This is a genomic window from Brevibacillus parabrevis (assembly GCF_003710905.1).
In the GTDB taxonomy this organism is placed as follows: domain Bacteria; phylum Bacillota; class Bacilli; order Brevibacillales; family Brevibacillaceae; genus Brevibacillus; species Brevibacillus parabrevis.
The window spans coordinates 216,599-238,856 of the sequence record NZ_RHHV01000012.1 but is presented as its reverse complement, the minus strand read 5'-3'; the positions used below and the strand labels follow the sequence as shown (position 1 = coordinate 238,856).

Annotated in this window: 18 protein-coding genes; all 18 read right to left on the bottom strand. The window is 54.0% G+C overall.

Going from position 1 to position 22,258, the window contains the following annotated elements; all coding sequences use genetic code 11:
• Positions 1–39 precede the first annotated feature (39 nt).
• Entirely contained in the window at positions 40–1,374 is a 1,335-nt protein-coding gene (locus EDM60_RS17030; protein ID WP_122965045.1) for a solute carrier family 23 protein, read from the bottom strand.
• A 153-nt stretch (positions 1,375–1,527) separates the two neighbouring features.
• A complete protein-coding gene (gene pyrR / locus EDM60_RS17025; RefSeq protein WP_063229922.1) occupies positions 1,528–2,067 on the bottom strand; it encodes a bifunctional pyr operon transcriptional regulator/uracil phosphoribosyltransferase PyrR in 540 nt (179 codons plus the stop codon).
• A gap of 214 nt (positions 2,068–2,281) precedes the next feature.
• Positions 2,282–3,625, bottom strand: coding sequence for a TolB-like translocation protein (locus EDM60_RS17020; protein WP_122965044.1), 1,344 nt, complete (start codon positions 3,623–3,625; stop codon positions 2,282–2,284).
• A 102-nt stretch (positions 3,626–3,727) separates the two neighbouring features.
• On the bottom strand, positions 3,728–4,129 hold the full coding sequence (locus EDM60_RS17015; RefSeq protein WP_122965043.1) for a VOC family protein: 402 nt from the start codon (positions 4,127–4,129) through the stop codon (positions 3,728–3,730).
• A gap of 17 nt (positions 4,130–4,146) precedes the next feature.
• Entirely contained in the window at positions 4,147–5,076 is a 930-nt protein-coding gene (locus EDM60_RS17010; RefSeq protein ID WP_122965042.1) for an RluA family pseudouridine synthase, read from the bottom strand.
• A 36-nt stretch (positions 5,077–5,112) separates the two neighbouring features.
• Entirely contained in the window at positions 5,113–5,565 is a 453-nt protein-coding gene (gene lspA / locus EDM60_RS17005; RefSeq protein ID WP_063229926.1) for a signal peptidase II, read from the bottom strand.
• Positions 5,566–5,639: 74 nt separating this feature from the next.
• Positions 5,640–6,281: a serine/threonine-protein kinase gene (locus EDM60_RS17000; RefSeq protein WP_122965041.1), complete on the bottom strand. Its 642-nt coding sequence runs from the start codon at positions 6,279–6,281 to the stop codon at positions 5,640–5,642.
• 163 nt (positions 6,282–6,444) lie between these two features.
• Positions 6,445–7,878, bottom strand: a complete 1,434-nt coding sequence (locus EDM60_RS16995) for a phosphoglucomutase/phosphomannomutase family protein (RefSeq protein WP_122965040.1) — start codon at positions 7,876–7,878, stop codon at positions 6,445–6,447.
• An 11-nt stretch (positions 7,879–7,889) separates the two neighbouring features.
• The gene (locus EDM60_RS16990; RefSeq protein ID WP_122965039.1) at positions 7,890–9,851 is read right to left on the bottom strand and encodes a glycoside hydrolase family 15 protein; all 1,962 of its coding nucleotides are present in this window, start codon (positions 9,849–9,851) and stop codon (positions 7,890–7,892) included.
• A 45-nt stretch (positions 9,852–9,896) separates the two neighbouring features.
• The gene (locus EDM60_RS16985; RefSeq protein ID WP_122965472.1) at positions 9,897–12,272 is read right to left on the bottom strand and encodes a sugar phosphate nucleotidyltransferase; all 2,376 of its coding nucleotides are present in this window, start codon (positions 12,270–12,272) and stop codon (positions 9,897–9,899) included.
• A 49-nt stretch (positions 12,273–12,321) separates the two neighbouring features.
• The gene (locus EDM60_RS16980) at positions 12,322–15,174 is read right to left on the bottom strand and encodes a 1,4-alpha-glucan branching protein domain-containing protein (protein ID WP_122965038.1); all 2,853 of its coding nucleotides are present in this window, start codon (positions 15,172–15,174) and stop codon (positions 12,322–12,324) included.
• A 14-nt stretch (positions 15,175–15,188) separates the two neighbouring features.
• Entirely contained in the window at positions 15,189–15,833 is a 645-nt protein-coding gene (locus EDM60_RS16975) for a DUF4912 domain-containing protein (RefSeq protein ID WP_122965037.1), read from the bottom strand.
• 426 nt (positions 15,834–16,259) lie between these two features.
• Positions 16,260–17,036 (bottom strand): DUF4247 domain-containing protein, encoded by a 777-nt coding sequence (locus EDM60_RS16965; protein WP_122965035.1) that lies wholly within the window; start codon positions 17,034–17,036, stop codon positions 16,260–16,262.
• A 12-nt stretch (positions 17,037–17,048) separates the two neighbouring features.
• Positions 17,049–17,555, bottom strand: coding sequence for a DUF4178 domain-containing protein (locus tag EDM60_RS16960; RefSeq protein WP_063230429.1), 507 nt, complete (start codon positions 17,553–17,555; stop codon positions 17,049–17,051).
• Between the two features lie 26 nt (positions 17,556–17,581).
• Complete coding sequence (locus EDM60_RS16955; RefSeq protein ID WP_063230428.1) at positions 17,582–17,986, bottom strand: DUF350 domain-containing protein; 405 nt, start codon at positions 17,984–17,986, stop codon at positions 17,582–17,584.
• 119 nt (positions 17,987–18,105) lie between these two features.
• Positions 18,106–18,771, bottom strand: a complete 666-nt coding sequence (locus EDM60_RS16950; protein ID WP_122965034.1) for a PspA/IM30 family protein — start codon at positions 18,769–18,771, stop codon at positions 18,106–18,108.
• 112 nt (positions 18,772–18,883) lie between these two features.
• Positions 18,884–21,064 (bottom strand): DNA topoisomerase III, encoded by a 2,181-nt coding sequence (locus EDM60_RS16945; RefSeq protein WP_122965033.1) that lies wholly within the window; start codon positions 21,062–21,064, stop codon positions 18,884–18,886.
• Between the two features lie 39 nt (positions 21,065–21,103).
• A complete protein-coding gene (locus EDM60_RS16940) occupies positions 21,104–22,255 on the bottom strand; it encodes a DUF2515 domain-containing protein (RefSeq protein ID WP_122965032.1) in 1,152 nt (383 codons plus the stop codon).
• Between the last annotated feature and the right edge of the window lie 3 nt (positions 22,256–22,258).

Below are 22,258 nucleotides of genomic sequence, written 5' to 3'. Positions count from 1 at the left end.
CCAGCCTCTCGGGACTGGATTTAAAGGAATGGGGAACGTTTACGCGATTTGTTTTTCGTCTTCGCGGGATGCTTCCCCCATCGCCGACTCTTTGCCAGGCAGGATGAGGTGCAGGAAGATTCCCAGGAAGGTAGAGAATGCGATATTGTCAATGGTCAGGTCGCTGAAAAGACCTCCACCTGCAAAGCTGATCTTGTATCCGCCGATCCCGGTGACGAGAATCGCAGCGGCGACAATCATGTTGCGTTTATTGGCAAAGTCTACTTTGTGTTCTACGTACATCCGCAAGCCTTGTGCCGCGATAATCCCGAACAGGATAATCGACACACCGCCAAGCACCGGAGTCGGAATCGTCATCAACAGCGCACTGATTTTGCCGATGAAGGCGAACAGGATGGCGAAGACGGCTGCCAGACCGATGACTACTTTGCTGTACACACGAGTGATGGCCAATACCCCGATGTTTTCGCCGTACGTTGTCGCTGGCGGCCCACCGATGAACGCGGCCAGCGAAGTGGCAATCCCGTCACCGAGCAAGCTGCGGTGCAGACCTGGATTTTTCATCAGGTCACGATCCATGACTTTGCTTGTTACCAACAAGTGGCCCAGATGCTCTGCCAGTGTGACGAATGCGACTGGCGCGATAACCAGTGCGGCGATCCAGGCAGATCCGTTGCCGATCACCCCCATCACTTCACCGAACTTGAACGGTGGCGCAACAAACCAGTCGGCTGTAACAACCTTTTGAAAGTCAATCAGTTCCGGGTGACGAATCAGCGTGTAGACATACCCTGTGATAATTCCGATCAGGATCGGGATGAGTCCGAGGAAGCCGCGCAGCATAACCGCTGCCAAAATGGTGATCAGCATCGTCACCAGAGAAATTTCGATGGAGGTCAGAGACATTTGCGACTGTCCATCTACCGTTACCTTCGTTGCCATGTCTACCGCTACACCAGCCAAGCTCAGTCCGATGACGACGATGACCGAGGCGATCACAACCGGAGGCAGCACTTTGTCAAGCCACTTGACGCCTGCCTTTTTCACAATGCCCGCGACGATGATGTACACGATCCCGGACAAGAAGCAGCCGAGCAGTGCAGTGCCTACTCCGTGCGAAGCCGTTACGGCGATGATCGGGCCGATGAAGGCGAATGATGATCCGAGATAGTTCGGAATTTTTCCTTTTGTGATCCAGAGGAACAAAAGCGTGCCGATTCCGCTGGTGAACAGCGCCGTCGCTACATCGAGCCCGGTCAGGATCGGCACCAGTACCGTAGAGCCGAACATCGCGAACAAGTGTTGAATGGATAGCGGCAGCAGCTTGGAAATCTGTGGTGTTTCGTCTACATCAACATAGTGTTTTTGGCTCATGGCCTTATTTTCCCCCTGTGTTTCATTTTCTTCCCTCGTTCATACAAAAAGCCTCTTTGTGCGGACACAAAGAGGCTAACTTCACCATACACATGGGAAGTTTCTTGCCTCTTGTCGACCTCACGGGATCGCTGTTAAAGAGGATTCATTCAGTTAGATCAGCTGTCGGATGGACACGATGTCCATCACGTCTACTTCAGCCAGTTGCACGTCGACGATTTCCGTCCGCGCAGTCGGCAAGTTTTTCCCGACAAAGTCAGGGCGAATCGGCAGCTCGCGATGACCGCGGTCAACGAGCACAGCCAGTTGGATCATCCGCGGGCGGCCACTGTCAATCAGAGCATCCAGCGCGGCGCGTACCGTTCTTCCGGTATAAAGCACGTCATCCACCAGAATGACTGTTTTTCCTGTAATTTGATCGGGGAGCTGCGAGCCTTGCAAAACCGCATCCTCCGATTTGTGTTGCAGATCGTCGCGATAAAAGGTAATGTCCAGCTCGCCGACTGGCACTTTTACGTTCTCGATCATCTCGATTCTTTCGACCAGACGCTTTGCGAGGTAAATTCCTCTGGTCTTGATGCCTACGATGATGCAGTCCTCGACACCCTTGTTTCGCTCGATAATTTCGTGGGCAATGCGAGTAAGCGCGCGGCGGATTGCCGCTTCATCCATGATGACACTTTTGTTGATCATCTCGATATCCCCTCCTCGACGGGAACAGTGGCTTTACGAAAAAAGGCTCCTTGTCAGGAGACAAGAAGCCCTCGGACAAGGAAGCCAGCTTGCGCTAGACCTCGCTTGTCATTCCGTGCCCTTGCCAGCCTCACGGGACTGGATTTAAAGGTTCCATTCGTCAAATAGGATTATGTCACGAAACAAGCCGGGTGTCAATGGAATGGCAAGAAATCTAACTATTCCAATAGACGGCGATCCATTCCGGCAAGTAATTGGCGTAATAGCCGATGTCGCCCGTGATTCCTCTGACTAGCTCGGTTTCTTTTCCGTCTGCTTGCAGGAACAAGGAGCCATCCTCGGCGGAAGCGAGGCGCAAGAACAGGAGCTGCTTGCCGTCAGGAGATGGGGATGGATAGTAATCAGCCGTCTGCAGCGAGCCTTTCGTCAACGGCTGCTCTGCCCCGTTCGCTTCTCGCGTCCAGATACGCTGGCCGGGCACCATCACCTTTTTCGGGTCAAAAGCGTACGGCGTCGCTTTTCCTCTGGAGAAAAACAGTGTGTACGGCGGCTTTTGCATCCAGACGGGATACGTGTCGACACTGTCTGCCGGACTCGCCGAAACGACTTTTCCATCGCGGCTGGACAGCTTCAAGTGTTTGTTTTCCGTCGCCATCCGGTCGTTTCCGTCAATAAAAGCGAGTTGCTGGCTGTTCGCCGTCCACTCGAGCCACTGGGAGTAGGCCAAGCCTGAGCCTAGTTCGAGCGGCTTTTTCGCAGGCTGCTTCAGATTGAACAATTGGATCGGCACGCCGTCCGCAGACAAGGAAGCGGCGTTGTAGCGCACGTAATAGGCGACGAGCTGACCGTCAGGCGATACTTTCATGTTCGTCGCAGCCAGGGCGTAAATCCCATCCTCGACATTCGGCGCCTCTGCGATCGGATACGCAGCGACAGGTTTGCCCGCCAGATTTTGCAGCACCAGCTTCATCGGGCGATCTTTTCCTGCTTCCCACGAGGTCAGGATCGTTTCGCCGTCCGGCATCCAGGTGAAGTCGAAAAACGCAGCAGATGTCTCGCTCGTTGCGAGCACCTCTCCGGTTTCCCGCACTTCCTTGATGCTGAACAAAGTGCGCGGCTGTTCGGCTGTACCGACATTGACTGTGTAGGCCACCTGATTTTTCAGCGGCGACCATTTCGGCTTTCCGGTAATCGCTCTGTCATCGATTTGCACCACTTTGCTGCCATCCGCGCGAACCGCCCACAAATAGCCCGGTTCCGTATAGTTGTCGTTTCCTTTGTATTTCACAAACAACAGCCATTTGCCGTCAGCGGACCAGCCTGCGATTTCGGCAAGCCCGTCTTCGGTGATTTGCTTCGGCGCTTTGCTTTTGTCCTGCCCGTCCAGCAAAAACAGATGCTGATTGCTCGTAAAAGCTACGTGCGCCGGGACGCTCACTTCCTTGTTCACTCGTTCCGGAAGCTTCACCTGTTCTTGCGCCATCGCCTGCCCGCCTGCTGCCGACAGCATGCCAAGCATCGTCAAAACAGCAGCCGCCTTACGCCACTTCCCTCTCATCTTATCCCCTCCTCGACATCGTTTGCGTCAAAAAAACGCCAGAAGAAAGCCGTTTCGTTGCTCTCTACTAGCGTTTTCGAATCATACAGCGTTTATGTACAATCACAAGCTGGCGGGTGAAAGCAGCAAGAAGCGATTGCCGTACAAATCCTCGAAAATCGCCTCCATGCCATAAATCACTTCGACAGGCTCGCTGACGAACTTCACGCCGCGCCCGCGCAATGTTTCGTAGGTAGTGGAAAAATCGTCTGTCTCCCAGACCCACATCGGATTTTTGCCGACCGCAGCGAGCATCTCGCGGGCAATTTCCTCGCGGTGCCAGTGCGTCGGATCATGCAGGACGATTTCCACTTCCTGGCCCGGCAATCCGACCGTAAGCCAGCGCGAGCCATCGTCCATGCGCGAATCCATCCTTTTTTCAAAACCGAGCTTTTCCGTATAAAAGACGAGAGCTTCCTCGCAATCGCGAACGTACAGTGTCACATGCGCCAATCTTTTCAGCACTTGCCTTCCCCTGCCTTTTACGCTTGTCTGAGAAAATTCACGATATCGGTCAAGTCCGCAGGCATGTCCGCCTCAAACTCCAGCCGTTCCTGCGTACGCGGGTGTGTGAAGCCGAGCGTCTTGGCATGCAGTGCCTGTCCGTCGATCTCCAGCGTGTTTTTCGGACCGTATTTCGGATCGCCCGCCAGCGGGTATCCGATGTATTTCATATGAACGCGAATTTGATGCGTTCGGCCTGTTTCCAGCTTCAACTCCACCAATGTGTACTCCTTGAAGCGCTCCAGCACGATAAAATGCGTAATGGCCGGCTTGCTGTTCTCGAAGACGACCGCCATCTGTTGGCGGTTTTTCGGATCGCGTCCGATCGGTGCGTCAATCGTGCCCATCTCGTGCGGAATGACACCGTGGACAATCGCGACGTACGTGCGATTCACCGTGTGCTCCTTCAATTGCTCCGCCAATCCCATATGCGCCTTGTCGTTTTTGGCGACCATCAACAGTCCTGACGTGTCCTTGTCGATCCGGTGCACAATACCGGGGCGAAGCACGCCGTTAATGCCTGACAAGTCCTTGCAGTGGGCCAAAAGTCCATTCACGAGCGTCCCGCTGTAATGGCCGGGAGCAGGGTGAACCACCAGTCCGCGCGGCTTGTTGACTACCACGACATCGCTGTCTTCATACACGATTTCCAGCGGCATCGGCTCCGGCTGGATCGCCATTTCTTTTGGCGGCGGCACGCGCAGTGTGACCTCGTCCTCCGCCTGAAGCTTGTAGTTGCTCTTGATCGGCTCGCCGTTCACGGTGACGCGGCCTTCCTTGATCCATGCCTGCACCTGCGAGCGGGACCAATCTTCATTTTGCAGCGTGATGTATTTATCAATCCGCTCGGTCGCATCCTCGGGTTCAACGTTCCAATCATACCGTTCAAACAATTGCGTGTCGTTCATGTTTGTCTCCTCACAAAGTTACTTCGATCCAGGTGGTTACCGTCCGCTTTTTCTGCCTTCGAGAAAGACATCCAGCAGCAAAATACCGACACCGATCGTAATCGCCATATCAGCGACATTGAAAATCGGGAAGTTGATCAGGGTGAAATCGAGAAAATCGACGACTTGTCCGGTTGTGGCCCGATCGATGAAATTCCCGATCGCTCCGCCCAATACCATCGACAGCGCCAAAGAAGCTCGCGGCTGTTTTTTCCCGAGGCGAATCAGGGAATACACAATGCCAACTACTACAGCAATCGTAATGACAATAAAGAGCCAGCGCTGATTTTGCAGGATGCCAAAAGCCGCCCCCATGTTGCGATGCGAGGTGAGATGAAACACATCCGCGATCAACGGGATGGAATCTCCCCTCTCCATATTATTTACTACAAGGTGCTTGGTCCATTGATCAAGCGCGATAATACCTGCTGCAATCAGAAAATACAACAATGGAATGTCCTCCTTCACCTGCTTCAAGCAGCCATGCAAACACAATGTCAAATGATCATTTTACCAGAGTGCGCTCACCTGAACAAGCGCCTTGCCTTTTTGTACAGCCGATACCCTTTGCGGATTCCGTTCAGCACCCACAGGGGGACTTTCCAGCCGCGGTCTTTCATAAAAGGAAGGTAAATCTTGTAGTACGCCTTGCGCAAGTCCCGCCACTTGCTGTCCGGAACGTTCTTGTAGTAGTCCGAGACGTCAATGAGGTACCCCCGCCCTTGATCCATCAGCACATTTTTGCCGTGGACATCGTGTGGGAACAGCCCTTTTTCGCGCGCTTCGTCCAGCGCATCCTCCACATCCTCGATCACCTGTGGCAGAATGGGAATCCCAAAACGGACGCAGTCGAACAAGGAAATGCCGTTGATTCGTTTGATCACCAGATAGCCTTTGCCATAATCGTACAAGACCGGGAACGAACGAGTCTCGCCCAGCTTCTTGTACACTGCGATTTCATTCTCCCAGCCTGGCCTGCCAGGGGCATACAGCTTGATCACCACACGCGGGTAATCGGGATGGGCAAAAACCGCGGCATAATTTCCTGTCCCAACCAGCTCCCACGGATAGGGCGTGTGGACAACGACGACAGGATCATCCGGCGACTGGCTTTCTACTTTTACTTCATGCAAAAAAGCTTCCAACACTTCTTGGTCAATGCGCATAGGTCCCCATCTTTCATCTAATACCGACTTCTATAAGATGATTCTAGCAAAATGAATTTTTTTAAAAAACCCCGTACGAAAAAAAACTCGAAACAGAGTGAAAATACAAAAGAAAGAACGGCGCTGTTGGGCGTCCGTTCTTCCGCTCTTTTCTTGCTCTTTTTTATACATTAATTTCCGAAAACCAGTCGCGGATCGCTTCCTGAAGCTTGGCAAGCGCTGTCGCATTCGTCGCCTCGCAGTATATCCGCACCAGCGGCTCCGTGCCCGAAGGACGAATCAGTACCCAGTGCCCTTCCTCAAGCAGCAGCTTGATTCCGTCCATCCGGTTGATGCCTTGCACCGCGTATGGCCCGATCCGCTGCGGTGGCGTGGTGACCATCTGCTGAATCCACTTTTCTTTTTCCGCCAGGCGCATGTCGAGGCGCGTATGGAACAGCTCCCCGAACTCATCGTACACATCGCGCAAAATCTGGTCGATTTCCTTGTTTTCAAAAGCGACCATCTCGGTGAGCAACAGATTGATCAGGACGCCATCTTTTTCCGGGATATGGCCGAGGATGCTGGCTCCCCCGCTTTCTTCTCCCCCGATCAGGACGTCGCCTTGGCGCATTTGCTCTCCGATGTATTTAAAGCCGACAGGAGTCTCTACCAGCTCCAGCCCGTAGTGCTCGGCCATGTGATCCAACAGGTGCGTGGTCGCAACTGTTCGCACGATCCGCCCGGTCAGCTTCCTGTTCTTCACCAGATGATGGGTCAAAAGAACAAGCACATCGTTAGGCGGTATGTAGGTGCCAAAACGGTCGACGACTCCGAAGCGGTCAGCGTCACCGTCATTCGCCAGCCCGAGTGACGCTTTGCGCTCCAGCACTTCTTTTTTCAACAGGCCAAGGTGCTTGTCGTTTGGCTCCGGCAAATCTCCGCCAAAAGCGGCGTCCGGCGTTTCCCGGATTCCCACCGTTTTGACTCCGGCTTCCGCAAGCAGCGAGCTGACGTAGCCCATTCCTGCGCCGTGCATCGCGTCCACGACGACATGCAGGGCGGAGTTGCGCAACACATCCATGTTGACCATGCGCCGCAGATGAGCCTCGTAGTGAGGACGCAGCACAATTACTTGCAGCAACCTGTCGCGTGCGGCATCCGACAAAGCGACTGTCTGCACTGGTTGACCGGAAGACGCGATCTCGCTGATCCACGCTTCCAGCCTCGCCGTGATCTCCGGTGTGGCTGGACCGGCGTATTCGGGAATGTATTTGATCCCGTTGTACTCAGGCGGGTTGTGGCTGGCGGTGACCATGATCGCCCCGCTGGCCGCAAAATGCTTGACTCCGAAGGCGACCGCTGGCGTAGGAGCCGCCTCGTTCACCAAATAAGAACGAATCCGGTTCGCTGCGAGCACACTGGCGATCTCCTCCGCAAACCGTCTCCCGAGAAAGCGCGTGTCATATCCGATCAAAATCGGCTGCTCCTGCTGGCCGACTTCTTTTGTGTAGCTGGCGATTGCTTGTGCGACGATGCGGACATTGGCCATCGTAAAGCCGTCCGCCACGATGTCGCGCCAGCCGTCTGTACCGAAACGGATTGCCGTCATCTCCATCTCTCCCCTCGTTAGCGCAACTCATTCATTTTTTCCAAATAGCGCAGAACAGTAGCTACGAACGTAGCGTGCGACCAGGTCAAAGGCGCAACCGATACGGGGGCACCCGAATACGGGTCAAGCTGCTCGGACAGCACGCCGCTTTGCAGCGCGTGACGCACGACCCAGGCGAGCCTGTTTTTCGGTTCCTGCAATTCGTCGAGCGATTTTGCCTTGGCGATCTCCCAGTCAGCTACCCATAGCGTGCAGATGATCCACGGATTGCCCGGCACTTTGGCAACATCGTGCGACTTTTTGAAATAGTAGTCTCCCTGATAGCGGGCGAAGCCGCCTACCTCTGTATCGACCCGCAGACTCTTTTTCACAGCCTCCATCGTGCGCTGCACGCGCGGATCGTCTACAGGGAATACATCGAGGGCAAACAGGGCGTGCAAGCTGCTCTCCACGGTGAAATCTTTTTCCACGCCACCGTCGGGCCGCACGTAAATTCCCCGCAAAAACCGTCCGATTCCCGGATCGTACAAATGCTTTTCCATCGCAGCGCGGATGCTTTTCGCCCCGTCCTCGTAACGCTTGTGTCGGCGGTCATCTCCGAACAGTTGGGCAAACCGCGCCGCCGCCATCAGCCCGGCGTACACCGTGGCACTGGTGAACGTGAAGATGCCGCGGCGCTCCTCCCACAAATCATAGCTTGGCTTGGGCAACTGCAACGCAGGATGGACGTACTCCAGCAAAAAGCGGGCAGCGGGACGAACCAGCGTCGGATACAGCGCCTGGCAGTCTTCAATCTGCTTGCCGCTCTTGTACTGCTCCCAGAGCGCGTACAGAACGAGGGCTGTTTCATCCTCCTGAATCGGCAACTGGATTTCCCCGTCGACCACGTATGGATGCCAGCTGGAGCCGACAGAGCCATCCGGGTTGTACTTGTGCTGCAAGTACCCTTCCTCATTGAGTGCCTCGGCGCAAAAGCGGAAAAACGGAGCGACTGCTCCCGTGTACCCCGCTTTCGCCATCGCGCTGGCAATCAGGGCACCGTCTCGCGGCCACATGTAGCTGTAGTGGTCGCGATTGAACTGGAGGATGTCGGAATCATTTGCCGCCAAAATCGCTCCGTTCTGGTCGATCTGCGTCCGCACCAGAAGCAAGCTGGTCTTGTACAGATGGACGATCTCCTGGGGCAGGTCGGCGAAGTCGCGCTCCTCCTTGTTGACCCAACGTCTCCAGTAGACGGCGACGCGACCAAGCAGCCGGTCCGGGTCATTGTCCAGCACGTACTGATTCAGCGTCCGCACCGCGTCGTACGATTCGCCGACGCACAGCCAGTAGTACATCGTTTTTTCCTCGTGCGGCTGCAACACCATCCGAAACGAGATCGTGCTGTCCACAGAGCCTTGCGCAATCGGATTTCCCGCGAGCAGGCCGTCTTCTGCGTCTCGCCATGTTCCTTCTGCGTAGTTGAACCGCTTGATCCCGACGCTGTACTGGTTGATTCCGCCTTCCGGGGTGACCCCGTTTGCCATCATGTACACATTGCGTTTGTAGTGATACACAGTGCCGAGGCGGGGATCATACACCGCGGTGTCCCCTACCTCCGTCTCGTTCAGGCTGAAATCGTGATTGAAAAACAGCCGGAACTCGCGCACTTCATTGGCATGATTGCGAACGCACACTTTTTTCAAATAAATCGGATCGCGCTGGTGCACCCCGTCTGCGATCTGCAAGGAAACCGCCAGATGCTCATGATGAGCGTGAACATCTGTGACGAGCGATTCCCGGTCGTAGCCCAGCTTTCGTGTCCAGCCGTCTTCATCGAGCCAGGAAAAGCGCCCCTGCACCCATATTCCCAGCTTGCTGAAGTGTCCGCCGACGTGATTTAATTGGCCCACATACGGATAGTACAGATCGCGCATGTGCAGCTTGTCGTCAAAATTGATCAAAAGTCTTCCGTTCCCGACGACGAGCGGTCTCGGCATGCCTTCACATCCTTCCCGTACTCAGGCTGTCGATTCCCTTTATCCTCATTGATACTCCGCAATTCGTCTCGCATAGGACGAGGCGAGTGTTGCCGCTGTCTCTGCTGTCGCTCCCTGCGAAATGACTTTGACATGCGAATCCTCGGAGTCGGGCAAAATCAGTACCCAGCCATTCGTGTCATACACTTTGATTCCGTCCACAAGCTCCAGCAGCTTGCCTTTGTTCTCTTCCAGCACTTTTCGCATCACTTTGCCTTTCGCACCCCACGGGCAAAACACCGTTTTCCGCTCCATGTGGCACGCAGGCAACAGCTCAAGCAGCAGGCTAAGCGGCTTTTCCTCCTGGGCGAGATAGGACAGGATGCTCATGAGACTGTACACGGCATCGAACAAAGGATGGAAGTGATCCTCCGCCGCCACTTCCATCATGGAGCGCGGCGTCACCTTCGTTCGGATGACCTCGATCTGCAAAAGCTGCGCCAGATGTTCCAGCTCCATCGGGGCACTGACAGGAAGACCGATGCGTTGATGTCGGCCGCTGCATGCCAAAAGCTGCAACGCCAGAAGCTGTTCAGCGGAGAGCTTCGCGCCTTCCTCTGTGAACAGAGCCAGCGCTTCGCCGTTCTTATCCAGCCGAATCCCCAGATCGGCTTTCTTTTTGCTGATGCCATCCTGAATCGCGCCATACGTCACCGTCACTCCCAGCTCGTGGAACAGCGGGGCGAGGAACGTGGGGAAAAAGCGGGTTTCGCTGTCGATCAGCAAGTGAAAACGCTGGCGCTGGATCGCCGTCATATCCAGCTGCTGGGCCATAGTCAGCAAGTACGCCTCCTGGACTTGATGCTCGACATGCAGCTCGCCCAAATGATGCAAGTTGCGCACGTACGTCTCCTGCCAGTAGGCATTTTCAATTTTCCGCTCCATATCACGGGTGATCGGCAATCCTGTCTGGTCGATGAACTGGATGACGATCTCTTTTTCGTCTAAGGCTTCGTTCATGAACAAGTGGATGCCGCCGACGCAACCGAGGGAGCGCACACCATAGCGGATGAGCGGGGAGTTGCCGACGCCAAAATCCACCGTATCAATGCCGGAGGAGCACAAGCTCGTCATGATGCTGTGCTTGAGCAGCTGCGCAAAAGGATGCGAGCACGCGGAAAGGGCAATTTTGCTGCCGGACTTTTGCAAATAGGCGTACGCCGCAGCCAGCCGGGTGACAAACTCCGGCGTGATGTCCACGTTGGCGAGCCCTTTGATCCCGTTGTTTCCGAACAAGTTTTTCGTCTGTTTCATGCCGTAAATGAGCGAGGTCGTGACCGTTGCGCTTTCCCCCACCTCTCTGTCCGGCCAAATTTTGACGCCTGCCTTCACGACTGATTTCGCTCCGATCTGGCAATTGTCTCCGATGACGGCTCCCTCGCCTGCTTGCACGCAATCGGCGAGTCGGACATTTTTGCAAAGGGTCGTTCCGGTAATTTCCGTCTTTTTCCCGATCACGCTATTTTCCCAGAAGATCGCGCGGGAAAGCTTGCTGCCGGAAGAAACGACCGTGTTGCTGCCCAGGACCGTATAAGGCCCCACAGCTACTCCCGCTTGCAAGTGTACATTTTCACTTATATAAACCGGCCCTTCCAGACGTACCGAAGAGTCGACGCGAACGTGATTTTCCAGGTAGATGCGCGGGGCGATTTCCTGGGCTTTGATTTCCAGATTCACACGGCCATCCAGCAGATCAAACTGTGCCTGGCGGTATACTTCAAGCGAGCCAATATCCGACCAGTAGCCGCTCGCCTCATAGCCGTACAGCGGTTTTTGTTCCTGGAGGAAAAAGGGGAAAATTTCTTTGCTGAAGTCGACTTCTTTGTCTTCTTCTATATAAGAAAGCACTTCCGGTTCGCAGACGTACATCCCTGTGTTGACGGTATCGCTGAACACTTCTGCCCAGCTTGGTTTTTCCAGAAAACGATTGATCCGGCCCTGTTCATCCGTCATGACCACGCCAAATTCCAGCGGCGTCTCCACCCGGGTCAAGATGAGCGTAGCCAACGCTTCTTTTTGCTCATGAAAACGGATCGCTGCTGACAGATCCATATCGGTCAACGTATCTCCGCTGATGACGATGAACCGTTCGTCGAGAAAATCGGCGCAGTTTTTCACACTGCCCGCTGTTCCGAGCGGCGTCGTTTCTTCAAAGTACACGAGAGAAACACCGTAGCGCGAACCATCACCAAACGTATCGCGGATGACATCAGGCAAGTATTGGAGCGTGACGGCAATCTCTGTAATTCCGTGCTTCTTCAACAGATCGATCGTGTACTCCATGCAAGGCCGGTTCAAGAGTGGCACCATTGGTTTTGGAGTTTGGGACGTTAACGGACGTAGACGCGTACCTTTACCACCAGCCATAATTACTGCCTTCATCTTTTTTCCTTCCTCCTTCATCATCGTTGCGATCATGCGCTGTCAGTGTCTATTTCTCCGATAAGGCCAGGCAAGCAACGCCGAGCAATCGGTATTCCTCCATCGTCTGGATCGCCAAAGACGTCCAGTTGTAATGTTGCAAAACGTCATGTTGCGCCGTCTGCGCCATCTGCCGCCGCTTTTTCGGATCTTGCAGCAGCCAGCGCAGCTGATCGGTGAGCGATTCCGGATTTCCGGCGTACATCGTCGCTCCGTTCTCCCCATGTCTGACGATTTCACGCAGTCCGCCCGTGTCCGCTGCCAAAATCGGCACGCCCAAAGCCATCGCTTCCAGGGCCACAATGCCAAATGGCTCATACAAACTGGGAAAGACCGCGATATCAGCAAGCAAAAACAACTGATCTCGACGTGTGTCATCGACAAAGCCCAGGAACTTCACGCGCTCAGCAATCCCCATCTCTTCCGCCCGCTGTTGCCACTGCCCCTGCATCGGTCCTTTGCCCGCGATGAGCAGCGTCACATGACCAAAGTCGTAGCGCAACCTGGCCATCGCTTCCAGCAAAAGGTGAACCCCTTTTTCCTGGACCAGACGCCCGACAAAAAACAGGATCGGCCCGTCGCCAATCGACAGCTCTTCGCGCAATCGATTTTGATCGAATGCTGGCGGCTGCGCCAAATCGACGCCGTTGTGAATCACCCGCAGTTTGGCTCGCGGAATGTCGAACAAACGCTGCACTTCATTCGCCATGTAGTGGCTGCAAACAATGACTCGATCCGAAGCGTGCGCAAGAGTGCGCTCGCTATTGTGAATCCGCTCTTGCAAAGGCGTATGAATCCCTTGATGCCGCCCGTACTCCAAAGCATGGATCGTACTGACCAGCGGCAGCGAATAGCGTTCCTTGATTTCCATGGCGGCCCAGCCGACCAGCCAGTCATGAGCGTGAATCACGTCCGGTCTGACGCCGTTTTTCCACAGCTGTTCCGTCGCGTCTGACATCGCCAGATTGAGTTGGAACACCCATGACAGGAAATCTTCCTGCTCTGCCGGAATGTACGTAGGCAAACGGTGTACATGGACACCATCCATGACTTCCTCCGCCACGCTCCAATCCGATGCCCGGGTCAGGACGTGCACGGCAACACCTTGGCGAACCAGATGACGGGCGAGATCGTAGACGGCACGACCCAGTCCGCCTACCACGTTCGGCGGAAATTCCCAGGCGAGCATCAGGACAACTCCCGCAGGTTCCGCGCCTTTGCTGGCCGCTACCAGCTGATGCGATACGTTCACTCTATGCGCCTCTTTTGGCAAATAGTACGTCTCATCTATGTGGGGAAAGATCGGGAAGGCAGTCTCCATCTGTGTCAATCTCTCTGTATCCATTCGGTCTTCGCGCACCATCGCAAGCAGCTCCCGCATATTGGCGAGGTGATCATGGGTGCGACGCACAGCGTATTCGACAACGGTTTGACCATCCATGATAAACGCCCAGTCGCTGCTTTGCGCAAGCATCAGCTCTCGGCCCGCCTGTTTCAAGGCGCGGCTCGCAAGCTGGTCACGCTCTTGCTCCTGGCCCTTATGCTCGTAAAAAGCCGTCACGACCTCGATCAAGTCGCGCTCCGCCTGATGCAGATGCCGATACAGCCAGCCGTTTTTTTCATTCAGCCAGACTTCTCCGTAGCCGTTGCGTCCCCAGGTCGACATCGGCAAATGCCCCAGGTCTTGTTCCTGATATTCGTCCAAGTATTCGGACGGGGTGATCAGCTTCACAATCTGGGAATCGCATGCCGTCTTGCGCAGCAAGTAGTCGAGAAATTGCGGACCCTCGTACCACCAGTGTCCAAACAGTTCAGCATCATACGTCGCGACAACGAGCGGCTTGCGGTCCATCCAGGCAACTGCCTCTTCGATTTGCCGTTCGCGGTGATAGAGGAAATGCCCCGCGTGAGAGGCTGCCTTTTCCCGTGCCCAGTCAGGTTCGTACAGCTGCTTTTCCACGTCTCGTCCGGTAATCCGGTGGTATTTCAACCCGGTATGTATACGGATTCCGGCGGGATGAATGTACGGCTCGATATAGTCCATGTCCCGGTCAAACCCGATATCCCGATAATATTCCCGGTAATCATAATCGCCCGGATAGCCGTCAAAAGTGCTCCACACCTGCTGGGATGCGACATCGTCTCTGGCGAAAGCCACCACCCCGTGCATCGTGCCGAGCGGAGCAAGCAAGCCTCTGCGCGGCTGTGGTGTCGCGTGTTCGATCGTATGGGAATCGACAAAAAAGTATTGCAGCCCCACCTCTCGGAGCAACCGATCTACCCCTGGCGTATAGCCGCATTCCGGCAGCCAAATTCCTCGCGGTCGCCTGCCCAAAATGCGTTCGTGCGTGTCCATGCCCGTACGCAGCTGTGCCAAAATCGCTTCCTCTGTCTCCACATATGGCAGAAAAGCGTGTGTCGCCGCGCATGTGATCAGCTCCAGGCAGCCGCTGTCTGCCAGACGTTTAAAGCCTTCTATCAGCCGATAATCGAGCTTGCTGCAAAATAAAGCGATAGTACGAAACTTTTCCAGGTACATCTTGGCGATACGCTGTTCAGCCGGGTTGTTTGCCGTATGTTTTACTTCTTTGCCTGCAAGCTCTACTGTTTTGGCGAGATAGGCGCGAAACCGTGTCGCGATCAGCTCGTCATCCAGCATGGACAGCAAAGTCGGGGACAGCACCATTGTCATGCGAAAGTCGATTTTGTCCGAGAGGAGCTTGTCGAAGACCATGAGCAACGGGATGTAGCATTCCAGCATCGCTTCGTACATCCAGCGCTCTTCCAGGCGATCGTCCCGGTCCCCGTGTCGTACATAAGGCATATGAGCGTGCAACACAAGGGAGAGATAACCGTTGTGCACAGTTGACACCTCACTTATTTGGATGTTTTGGAGTAGAGTGAATACGAGGAAAAGTTTTCGAACCACGCAGGCGCAGAGCGATCAGACGCTGGCTCCACCAATGGTTCGCCCCAGGCAGCTTTTGTATTTCGAGGAGTCACGACCACATCCGAGCGCAGTATCGGACAAAAGCGGCCATGCTCAAATAGACCGAAGTCGATTAAGTACGTGCGCCCTGGCAGCACATCGTTCACATACCAGGAATGCGCGTCCTCGCAGACGTAAATATCCCGGACAGAATGGGCATTTTGACCATCAAACAGCCGCTCTGTCACGTCGTACAAGCGCAGCCCTTTTTGAATCTGCCGGAAGTCTGCCTGTAGATACGATGCCACCATCCTCATCCTCGGCCATGTAATTTCCCAGTACACAAACAGCACGGTCGGACTTTGCGCCATCACCTTGACGATATCGCGTCCGTAAAAAGCTGGCAGTTGCCAATTTTCTTCTCGTCGGGATGCCAGCGATGACATCTGTCGATTCTCTGCCGATACACTCTCCACCTTCGCTCTGTCTTTTTGCAAACGATATTTCACCTGGCCTATGGTTAAGCCGCATTCTTGGGCAATTTGTGCGATGGATTTGGATTGTGCACGCAATTCAAGAATTTTTTCCAGCATCGTGATGCGCTCCTTTCCGCCAAGTTTCCCTTCCGCTATCCACTTGTCTGTCGTCTTTGTATATGTACAATGTCATCATAGCGAATGCCGCTAACAAAGACTGTCGAATGATGCATGCACATCCCTTCTTCTTTTGTCGATAAACAATCATATTTTCGTCATTGCCAAACAAAAGTCGAGAAAGCCGCTTTGGTAATCGCTTTCATCAGTCGAATGTTGCTCCGCTTTTCTCCCGCTGTTTTTCGCGTACTTTACATCTTACAAATGACAAAGGGCTTCCATACTTTGCTTTATGAAAAATTCATTACAAAACGGAACCGGGCGTGACCGTTTTGTCGATCGCAAGCAGCGCATCTCCCGCAAACTTCGCTGTCCGCTGAGCCAAACATAAAAAAACCCGCCATCTCAGCGGGTTTTGGGTGACGATTATCTGCGTTTGGTAATGCGCCCCGAGCTTCCTGCTTTTGTTCGCGGCGGTGATTTGCTTTTCGGCTTGGAAAAAATCGAGGAGCTCTTCGAGGAAACAGACGAGCCGTCGGAGGAGCGGGTAATTTTGCCTTTGCTTCCGCTAGAGGATGAGTCCTGCTTTTTAAACAGGTTGCCATCCTGACCGACTGAGCTGTCACTTTTCTTTTTGCTGTCGCTGCGCTTGAAGATGCTGCCCGTTCCTTCTTTGGTAATCGGCGGGGCAACCTTTTTCTCTGCCTCGCTCGGGACGTGATAGCTGCCGGAGGGCTTGTAAATCTCTTTGCTTGAGTAGCCCCGGTAGCTGCCTTTGTAGCTTTTCTTGTGTCCATCGAACAAATCGTCGAGAACACTCGCCAAAATGTATCCTTGCAAAAAGGATGAATCGTAGTTTTCCCGAACGTACTCCTTCGTGTCGACCTCAATCAGCGTATCGGACGGCTTCGCCTGATCTTGCTGCACATGATACAGCTCATCCGGATAGACGAGAAACATGTGTTGGTCGTCTTCTTTGGAAATCTCGTCCGGCTGCTTTTGGTCAGCAAGCTCCTGCGCTACCTCCGGCACCGTCTTGTTTTCGGCGCGATAAATGCGCGATGTCTGCCCTTTGTCCTTCGTGGAGACGGATTCAAGCGGGTAGCTCTCGCCAATTCCGGGGCTTCCGCAGCCAGCCAGCAAAAGCAGGAGCACCGCCGGAATCAGCAGGAGCTTGATCGATTTCATCCAACGGTTCGGCATGCTCACTCCTCCTTACGTTCCGCGAAGTACCTGGACATCCGCAGGTAAAACCGACTCTCCCTCGTACAGCATGAATCTGCCGTCCTGCCATTCGATCCGCAAAAGCTCGCGGCCATCGGATTGGAACTGCCAGATGTACTGATCACCGGAAGTATGGAACGGAGCTTTTCCGACGACGAGCACTCTGCCGTTGTACTGTTCTTCCAGATGATAGGTCACATCGTCCATTTCGATTGTCGTAGGCACCTCATCTACGGAGTCCAGTCTGCCGTCGATGACCGTGTACAGCTGGTAAACCGTTTTTTCGCGTTCTTCGATGTATAAATAGCGGATGGTCGTTCCATCCTGCAAAGTCAGCATCGTCGCATTGCGGCTCGCATTGGTCGACTTTCCCGTTACCTGGTAGGTGACGAGCGAGACTTCCACCACGTCGCCAGGCCCTACCGTCAAAATGCTCTTTTCCGGGGCAGGCGGTTCATGCTTGGCAAATATATTTTGAATGCGCTTGAACAAACTCATCTGGTCCTACTCCTTCCTTGCCCGGTTTAGACCAGTGCGCCCAGAATCAAGGCGCCGACCAGGTGGAATGATCCCGCCACCATGGCGTGTGCGACTTTTCCTTGCTGGGTTCCACGCTCCAGATCAAGTCCGGCAAAGCTTTTCAACAAAATTTCCGCGATTTTTTGCAACAAGAGCAAAATAATAAATGAGACCACAGATGCCAACAGGGCGTTCCACAATTCATTCGAGTTCATGATCGATTGCGATAAAATATAACCTTGCGCAAACAGCTTCATGACAAACCGGGTCGTCACGGCCACGTTCCCGTTTTTGATTTCAGCCATATCCTTGTACTTCGTAAAAAGCGTGTCAATCCACATCAATACAAACAGCAAAATACCGCCTGCTCCGGTCCACACGAGCATTCCGAGCAATTGTGTCCACGACACGTCTATCCCCCCGCAGCAACTAAGATAGTAGAAAGTGCGGCTTCGCCAGCTTTTTTCGTGGCGAAGCCTGTGCTTTCTCATTCAACCTTTCAAGGAAAAAGGGGCTCCGCCGAAGCGGTTTACCCCTCGTATTTTTTCATGAGCGCTGCCAGTTCGTCTTCCACCTGCTGGTCTTTGGAGAGTTTCGCGATTTCGTCGTCGAGCGAGCTTTGTTTTTTGTACAGCTCGCCGCTTGCTTCCGCTTCCGCCTCCATCTGCAACGCTTTTTCTTCCATCCGTTTCAGCCCTGCCATCGCAGAGTTGCTGTCGAATCCAGCCATCGTCTGGTTGATCGTTTTTTGCGCTTTGGCAGCATTGACGCGAGCCACGAGTGTTTCGCGCTTGTTTTTCAGATCGGTAATCTGTTTCTTCATTTCAGCCAGCTTGTCGCGCAGCCCGTCCGCAGCCAGCTTGTTTTTCTCGTAAGCCTCTTTGTACTCAGCCATTTTTTGCTCGGCGGCTTTCTTTTCTTCGAGAGCGCGGCGGGCCAGATCGATGTTTTTCGCCTGAGCGGCCACGTGCGCTTGCTCTTCGCGCTTTTTCACCAGCGCTTCCTGCTCTTCGTACAGCACCTTGAACTTTTTCTCCAGAGCGATTTGGGCAGCAACCGCTTTTTCCGCTTCACTCAAATCCTCTTGCATATCGCGCAAATATTGATCGGTCATTTTAATTGGATCTTCCGCTTTTTCAATCAAGGCATAAAGATTGGACATAGTCAGATCGCGAAGTCTTTTAAAAATGGACATGTGATTTCCTCCCTCAATACGTGCTGGGTAATTCGGCCCACATTTGCCGAACCCTCTATACATGTATCTACGTTACTTACGCAAGCAAGTTTCAAAATGATGTCTTTTTCTTCTATGCATTTTTTTCCGCCAAGGCTGGCATGCTGACTTTCGCCTTTTTGTCCGCTTCATCCCACTGCAAGTATGCGTCGAAGCGCTCTTTCCCTTTGACAAAGCCTTTGATCAGATTGGTCTTGCCTGTTTCCATCAGCTTTTTGGCCGCAGCCGGAGTAATTTTTTTCCCCATGATCGTCTTGGAAATGGTGACGGTACACTGGGACTTTTTATAGTTGGCGCACCCGTAAAACTCTCCCTTGTCTACGAGATCGCCGCCACACGCCCGGCAAGCAGCCACTTTCGAGCCGATGGAAAACTTGGACGCCTGCTTGGATGTGGGCAATGCTTCGACGTCGTACGCTTCCAGCTTCCATTCGCGGGACTGCTCGACGGCATCCTCGACGATCTTGTGCGAGAGCTTGCGCACCTGTTCCATGAAAACTTGCGCGGAAGCATCGCCCTGCCCGATTTCCTGAAGGCGCTGCTCCCATCTGGCTGTCATTTCCGGGGAAGCGAGAATCTTGTCGCCGATGACGTCGATGAGCAGCGTCCCTTTTTGCGTTGCGAACACCTGGTTTTTGCGGACTTCAATATACTTGCGTTCCTTGAGCATGTTGATGATCCCAGCTCTGGTCGCCTCTGTCCCCAAGCCTTCTGTCTTCATCAGCACCTTTTCCAGCTCCTGATTGTCGAGGTGCTTCCCGGCTGTCTTCATCAGCGTGATCAGTTGGCCTTCCGTGTAGCGTTTGGGCGGCTGGGTCTTGCTTTCTTTGGCTTCTACTTTGTGCACTTTCCCCGTCTCGCCTTTGGCAAGCGGAGGCAGCACAGCTTCCTTGTCATCCTTTTCCTCATCAAACAACACTTCGCGCCAGCCAGCCCTGATTTGCACCTTGCCTTTGCTGATGAAAACGGCGCGGCCGTCGACCAGCGTGTTCACCGTCGTATAGTCAAACAAGGCGCTTTCCTGATGCGCGGCAATGAGGCGTCTTGCCACCAGGTCGTAAATTTTTCGCTCCTCGTCGCTCAGCCTGGACACAGTCGGCACTTGCTCGGTTGGGATGATCGCATAGTGATCGGTCACCTTTTTTTGGTTGACGTACCGTTTGTCCGAGGCAATAGACGCTTTCGCCAAAGGAAAGTGTGGCTGGTACTCCGGCTGCTTCGACAGTTTGTTCAAAATGTCGGGAAACGTCTTCGCCTCCTCCTGGGTGACAAAAGACGAGTCGGAGCGCGGATAGGATAAAAGCCCCTTCACGTACAGCTTTTGCGCAATCTCCAACGTTTTTTGCGGCGAATACTTGAACATTTTATTCGCCGTCGCCTGTAACGAGGACAGATTGAACAAATAAGGCGGCAAAAATTCTTTGCGCTCGGTTTCCACCTCGCTAACCTCGCTTGGCTTGTCCCGGCAAAAAGCGGCAATCCGCTCTGCCAACTGCGGATCGAGGATGCGCGACTCCCCGTCTTCTTTGTGCCAGACGCCTTCGTAGCGCTTCTTGCCGATGGCAAACGTCGCCTTGACTTCCCAGAAAGGCTCCGGCTTGAACGCCGCGATTTCTTTTTCCCGCTTGACCACCAGTGCGAGCGTTGGCGTCTGAACCCGTCCCGCCGAAAACACGTCCTTGATCCCTCTTTGCTGCAACAACAACGTATAGACGCGCGATGCATTCATGCCTACCAGCCAATCCGCACAAGAGCGGCTGTACGCCTCATGGTACAGATTGCGTGTCTCTGTCTCCTCAAGCAAGGCCGCGAAGCCAGCGGTTACGGCTTTCTCCGTCAGGGAGGAAATCCACAGCCGCTTCATCGGTTTGCGCACTTTGCACATCTCGACAATCGTGCGGACAATCAGCTCTCCTTCGCGCCCGGCGTCGCCCGCATGAATGATTTCGGTCACGTCTGAACGCTTCAACAGCTGTTTGATGATGCCAAACTGCTTCGCTTTTGACTTCATCACCTGGTGCTGAAACGATTGCGGCACTAAAGGCAGTGTGGCAAGCGACCACTTTTTCCACGCCGGGTTGTAGGCTTCCGGCGGCACCAGTTCACAAATATGCCCGACCGCCCAAGTAAAAAAGGCTCCTTTCGGAAACATCCGATTCGGGTGCACTTCAACGAAGCCTTGTTGTTTTCTATGGGCAAAAGGACTGGCAAGCTTCATGGCCTGGTCCGGTTTTTCTGCTATGACGACTTTCATGCATGCTCTTCTCCCTGTGTTCAATCTGTCTCTATTCTACTACATCGGGCCAAAGATTTTCCCTTTTGCCAGCACAGCCAGCTCGATTTTTTCAATCGCCTGGCAATAGACGCCTTCTGCATCGGCCAAAACAGGCGGTGTATCTGCTGCGGCGAATGCCAGTTGCCGCATGACGCCTTTGCTGCCTTCGTACCAGTCTATGTCCTTTGGCGCTTCGTGCTGTACCCGTTGCCATGCTTGGCGCAGCGCAGGAGAGTAGAGTCGCTTGGCGCCAGGCAAAAGCGCGCACCCGCGCACCGTTTTTTGATACGGCTTCCCTGGCATTGTCTCGCGCAAATCGTGGAACAGGTGCGGCCAAAAATCTTTGCGGGAGCCGGAATGTGGCTTCTGCTCTGCCCACTTCTCTACTCCCTCCCTGGTTTTCGTGTCGCGATACAAAAGGCTGTACAGTCGTTTGCCCAACTCGATCCGTTCAACCAGCGAGGCAAACTGAAGCACTTGATCACCGAGCAGCCGCAACGGAGCGTTTGACCGTCCCTCCGCTTCGTACGGAAACAAGATCAAGTTGAGCCGAAGCACTTCCTGCAAGGCAAAAGGCAACGTTTTGACCACGCTATGGCGGTACGTCGCATCTCCCATCATCTGCGTCTCCAAATAGTTTTGCTCGTTCACAATCAGCCCAATGGTGAGCAGCTTGCTGTCGCCTTTCTCCCAAAAGTGGTTCCAGAGCGCTTGCATGAAGCGGGAGACGCCGAATTGGGGCAGGAGGTGAAAAAGATTGGTCTGGCGCTTGACGCTCTCTTCATACAGTAATAATTGAGGGTAGGCATCTTGAAAAATAAGCCAGTTGCCCCGCTCCAAAAAAGAAAAGTAATCGTGCTGTTCTTTGCTGGAAAGCAGCCTGGGCAGCAGTTCGCCGCGCAAATCTGTCATGCTCCATCCGGCATTGCGCGAAACGAGATGCGCCAAAAGTGCCCAATGAACTTCGGGATGCCGGCGAAAAAAAGCCAAATAAGCGCTCGTCCTGTCCAGATTGTCGCCGTTGCTTTCCTTTGTTTTGTTGCGAATGTCCGTGACCGTGTCCTGGTCTTTTTTTATGAGGGGATCGGCAGCCTGACTCGCTCGCTTTCCTTTTCCAAGCTCGCGTGCAAGCGGCCACAGAGTCGCGTACGTTTGCCATGTCCGGCCCATCAT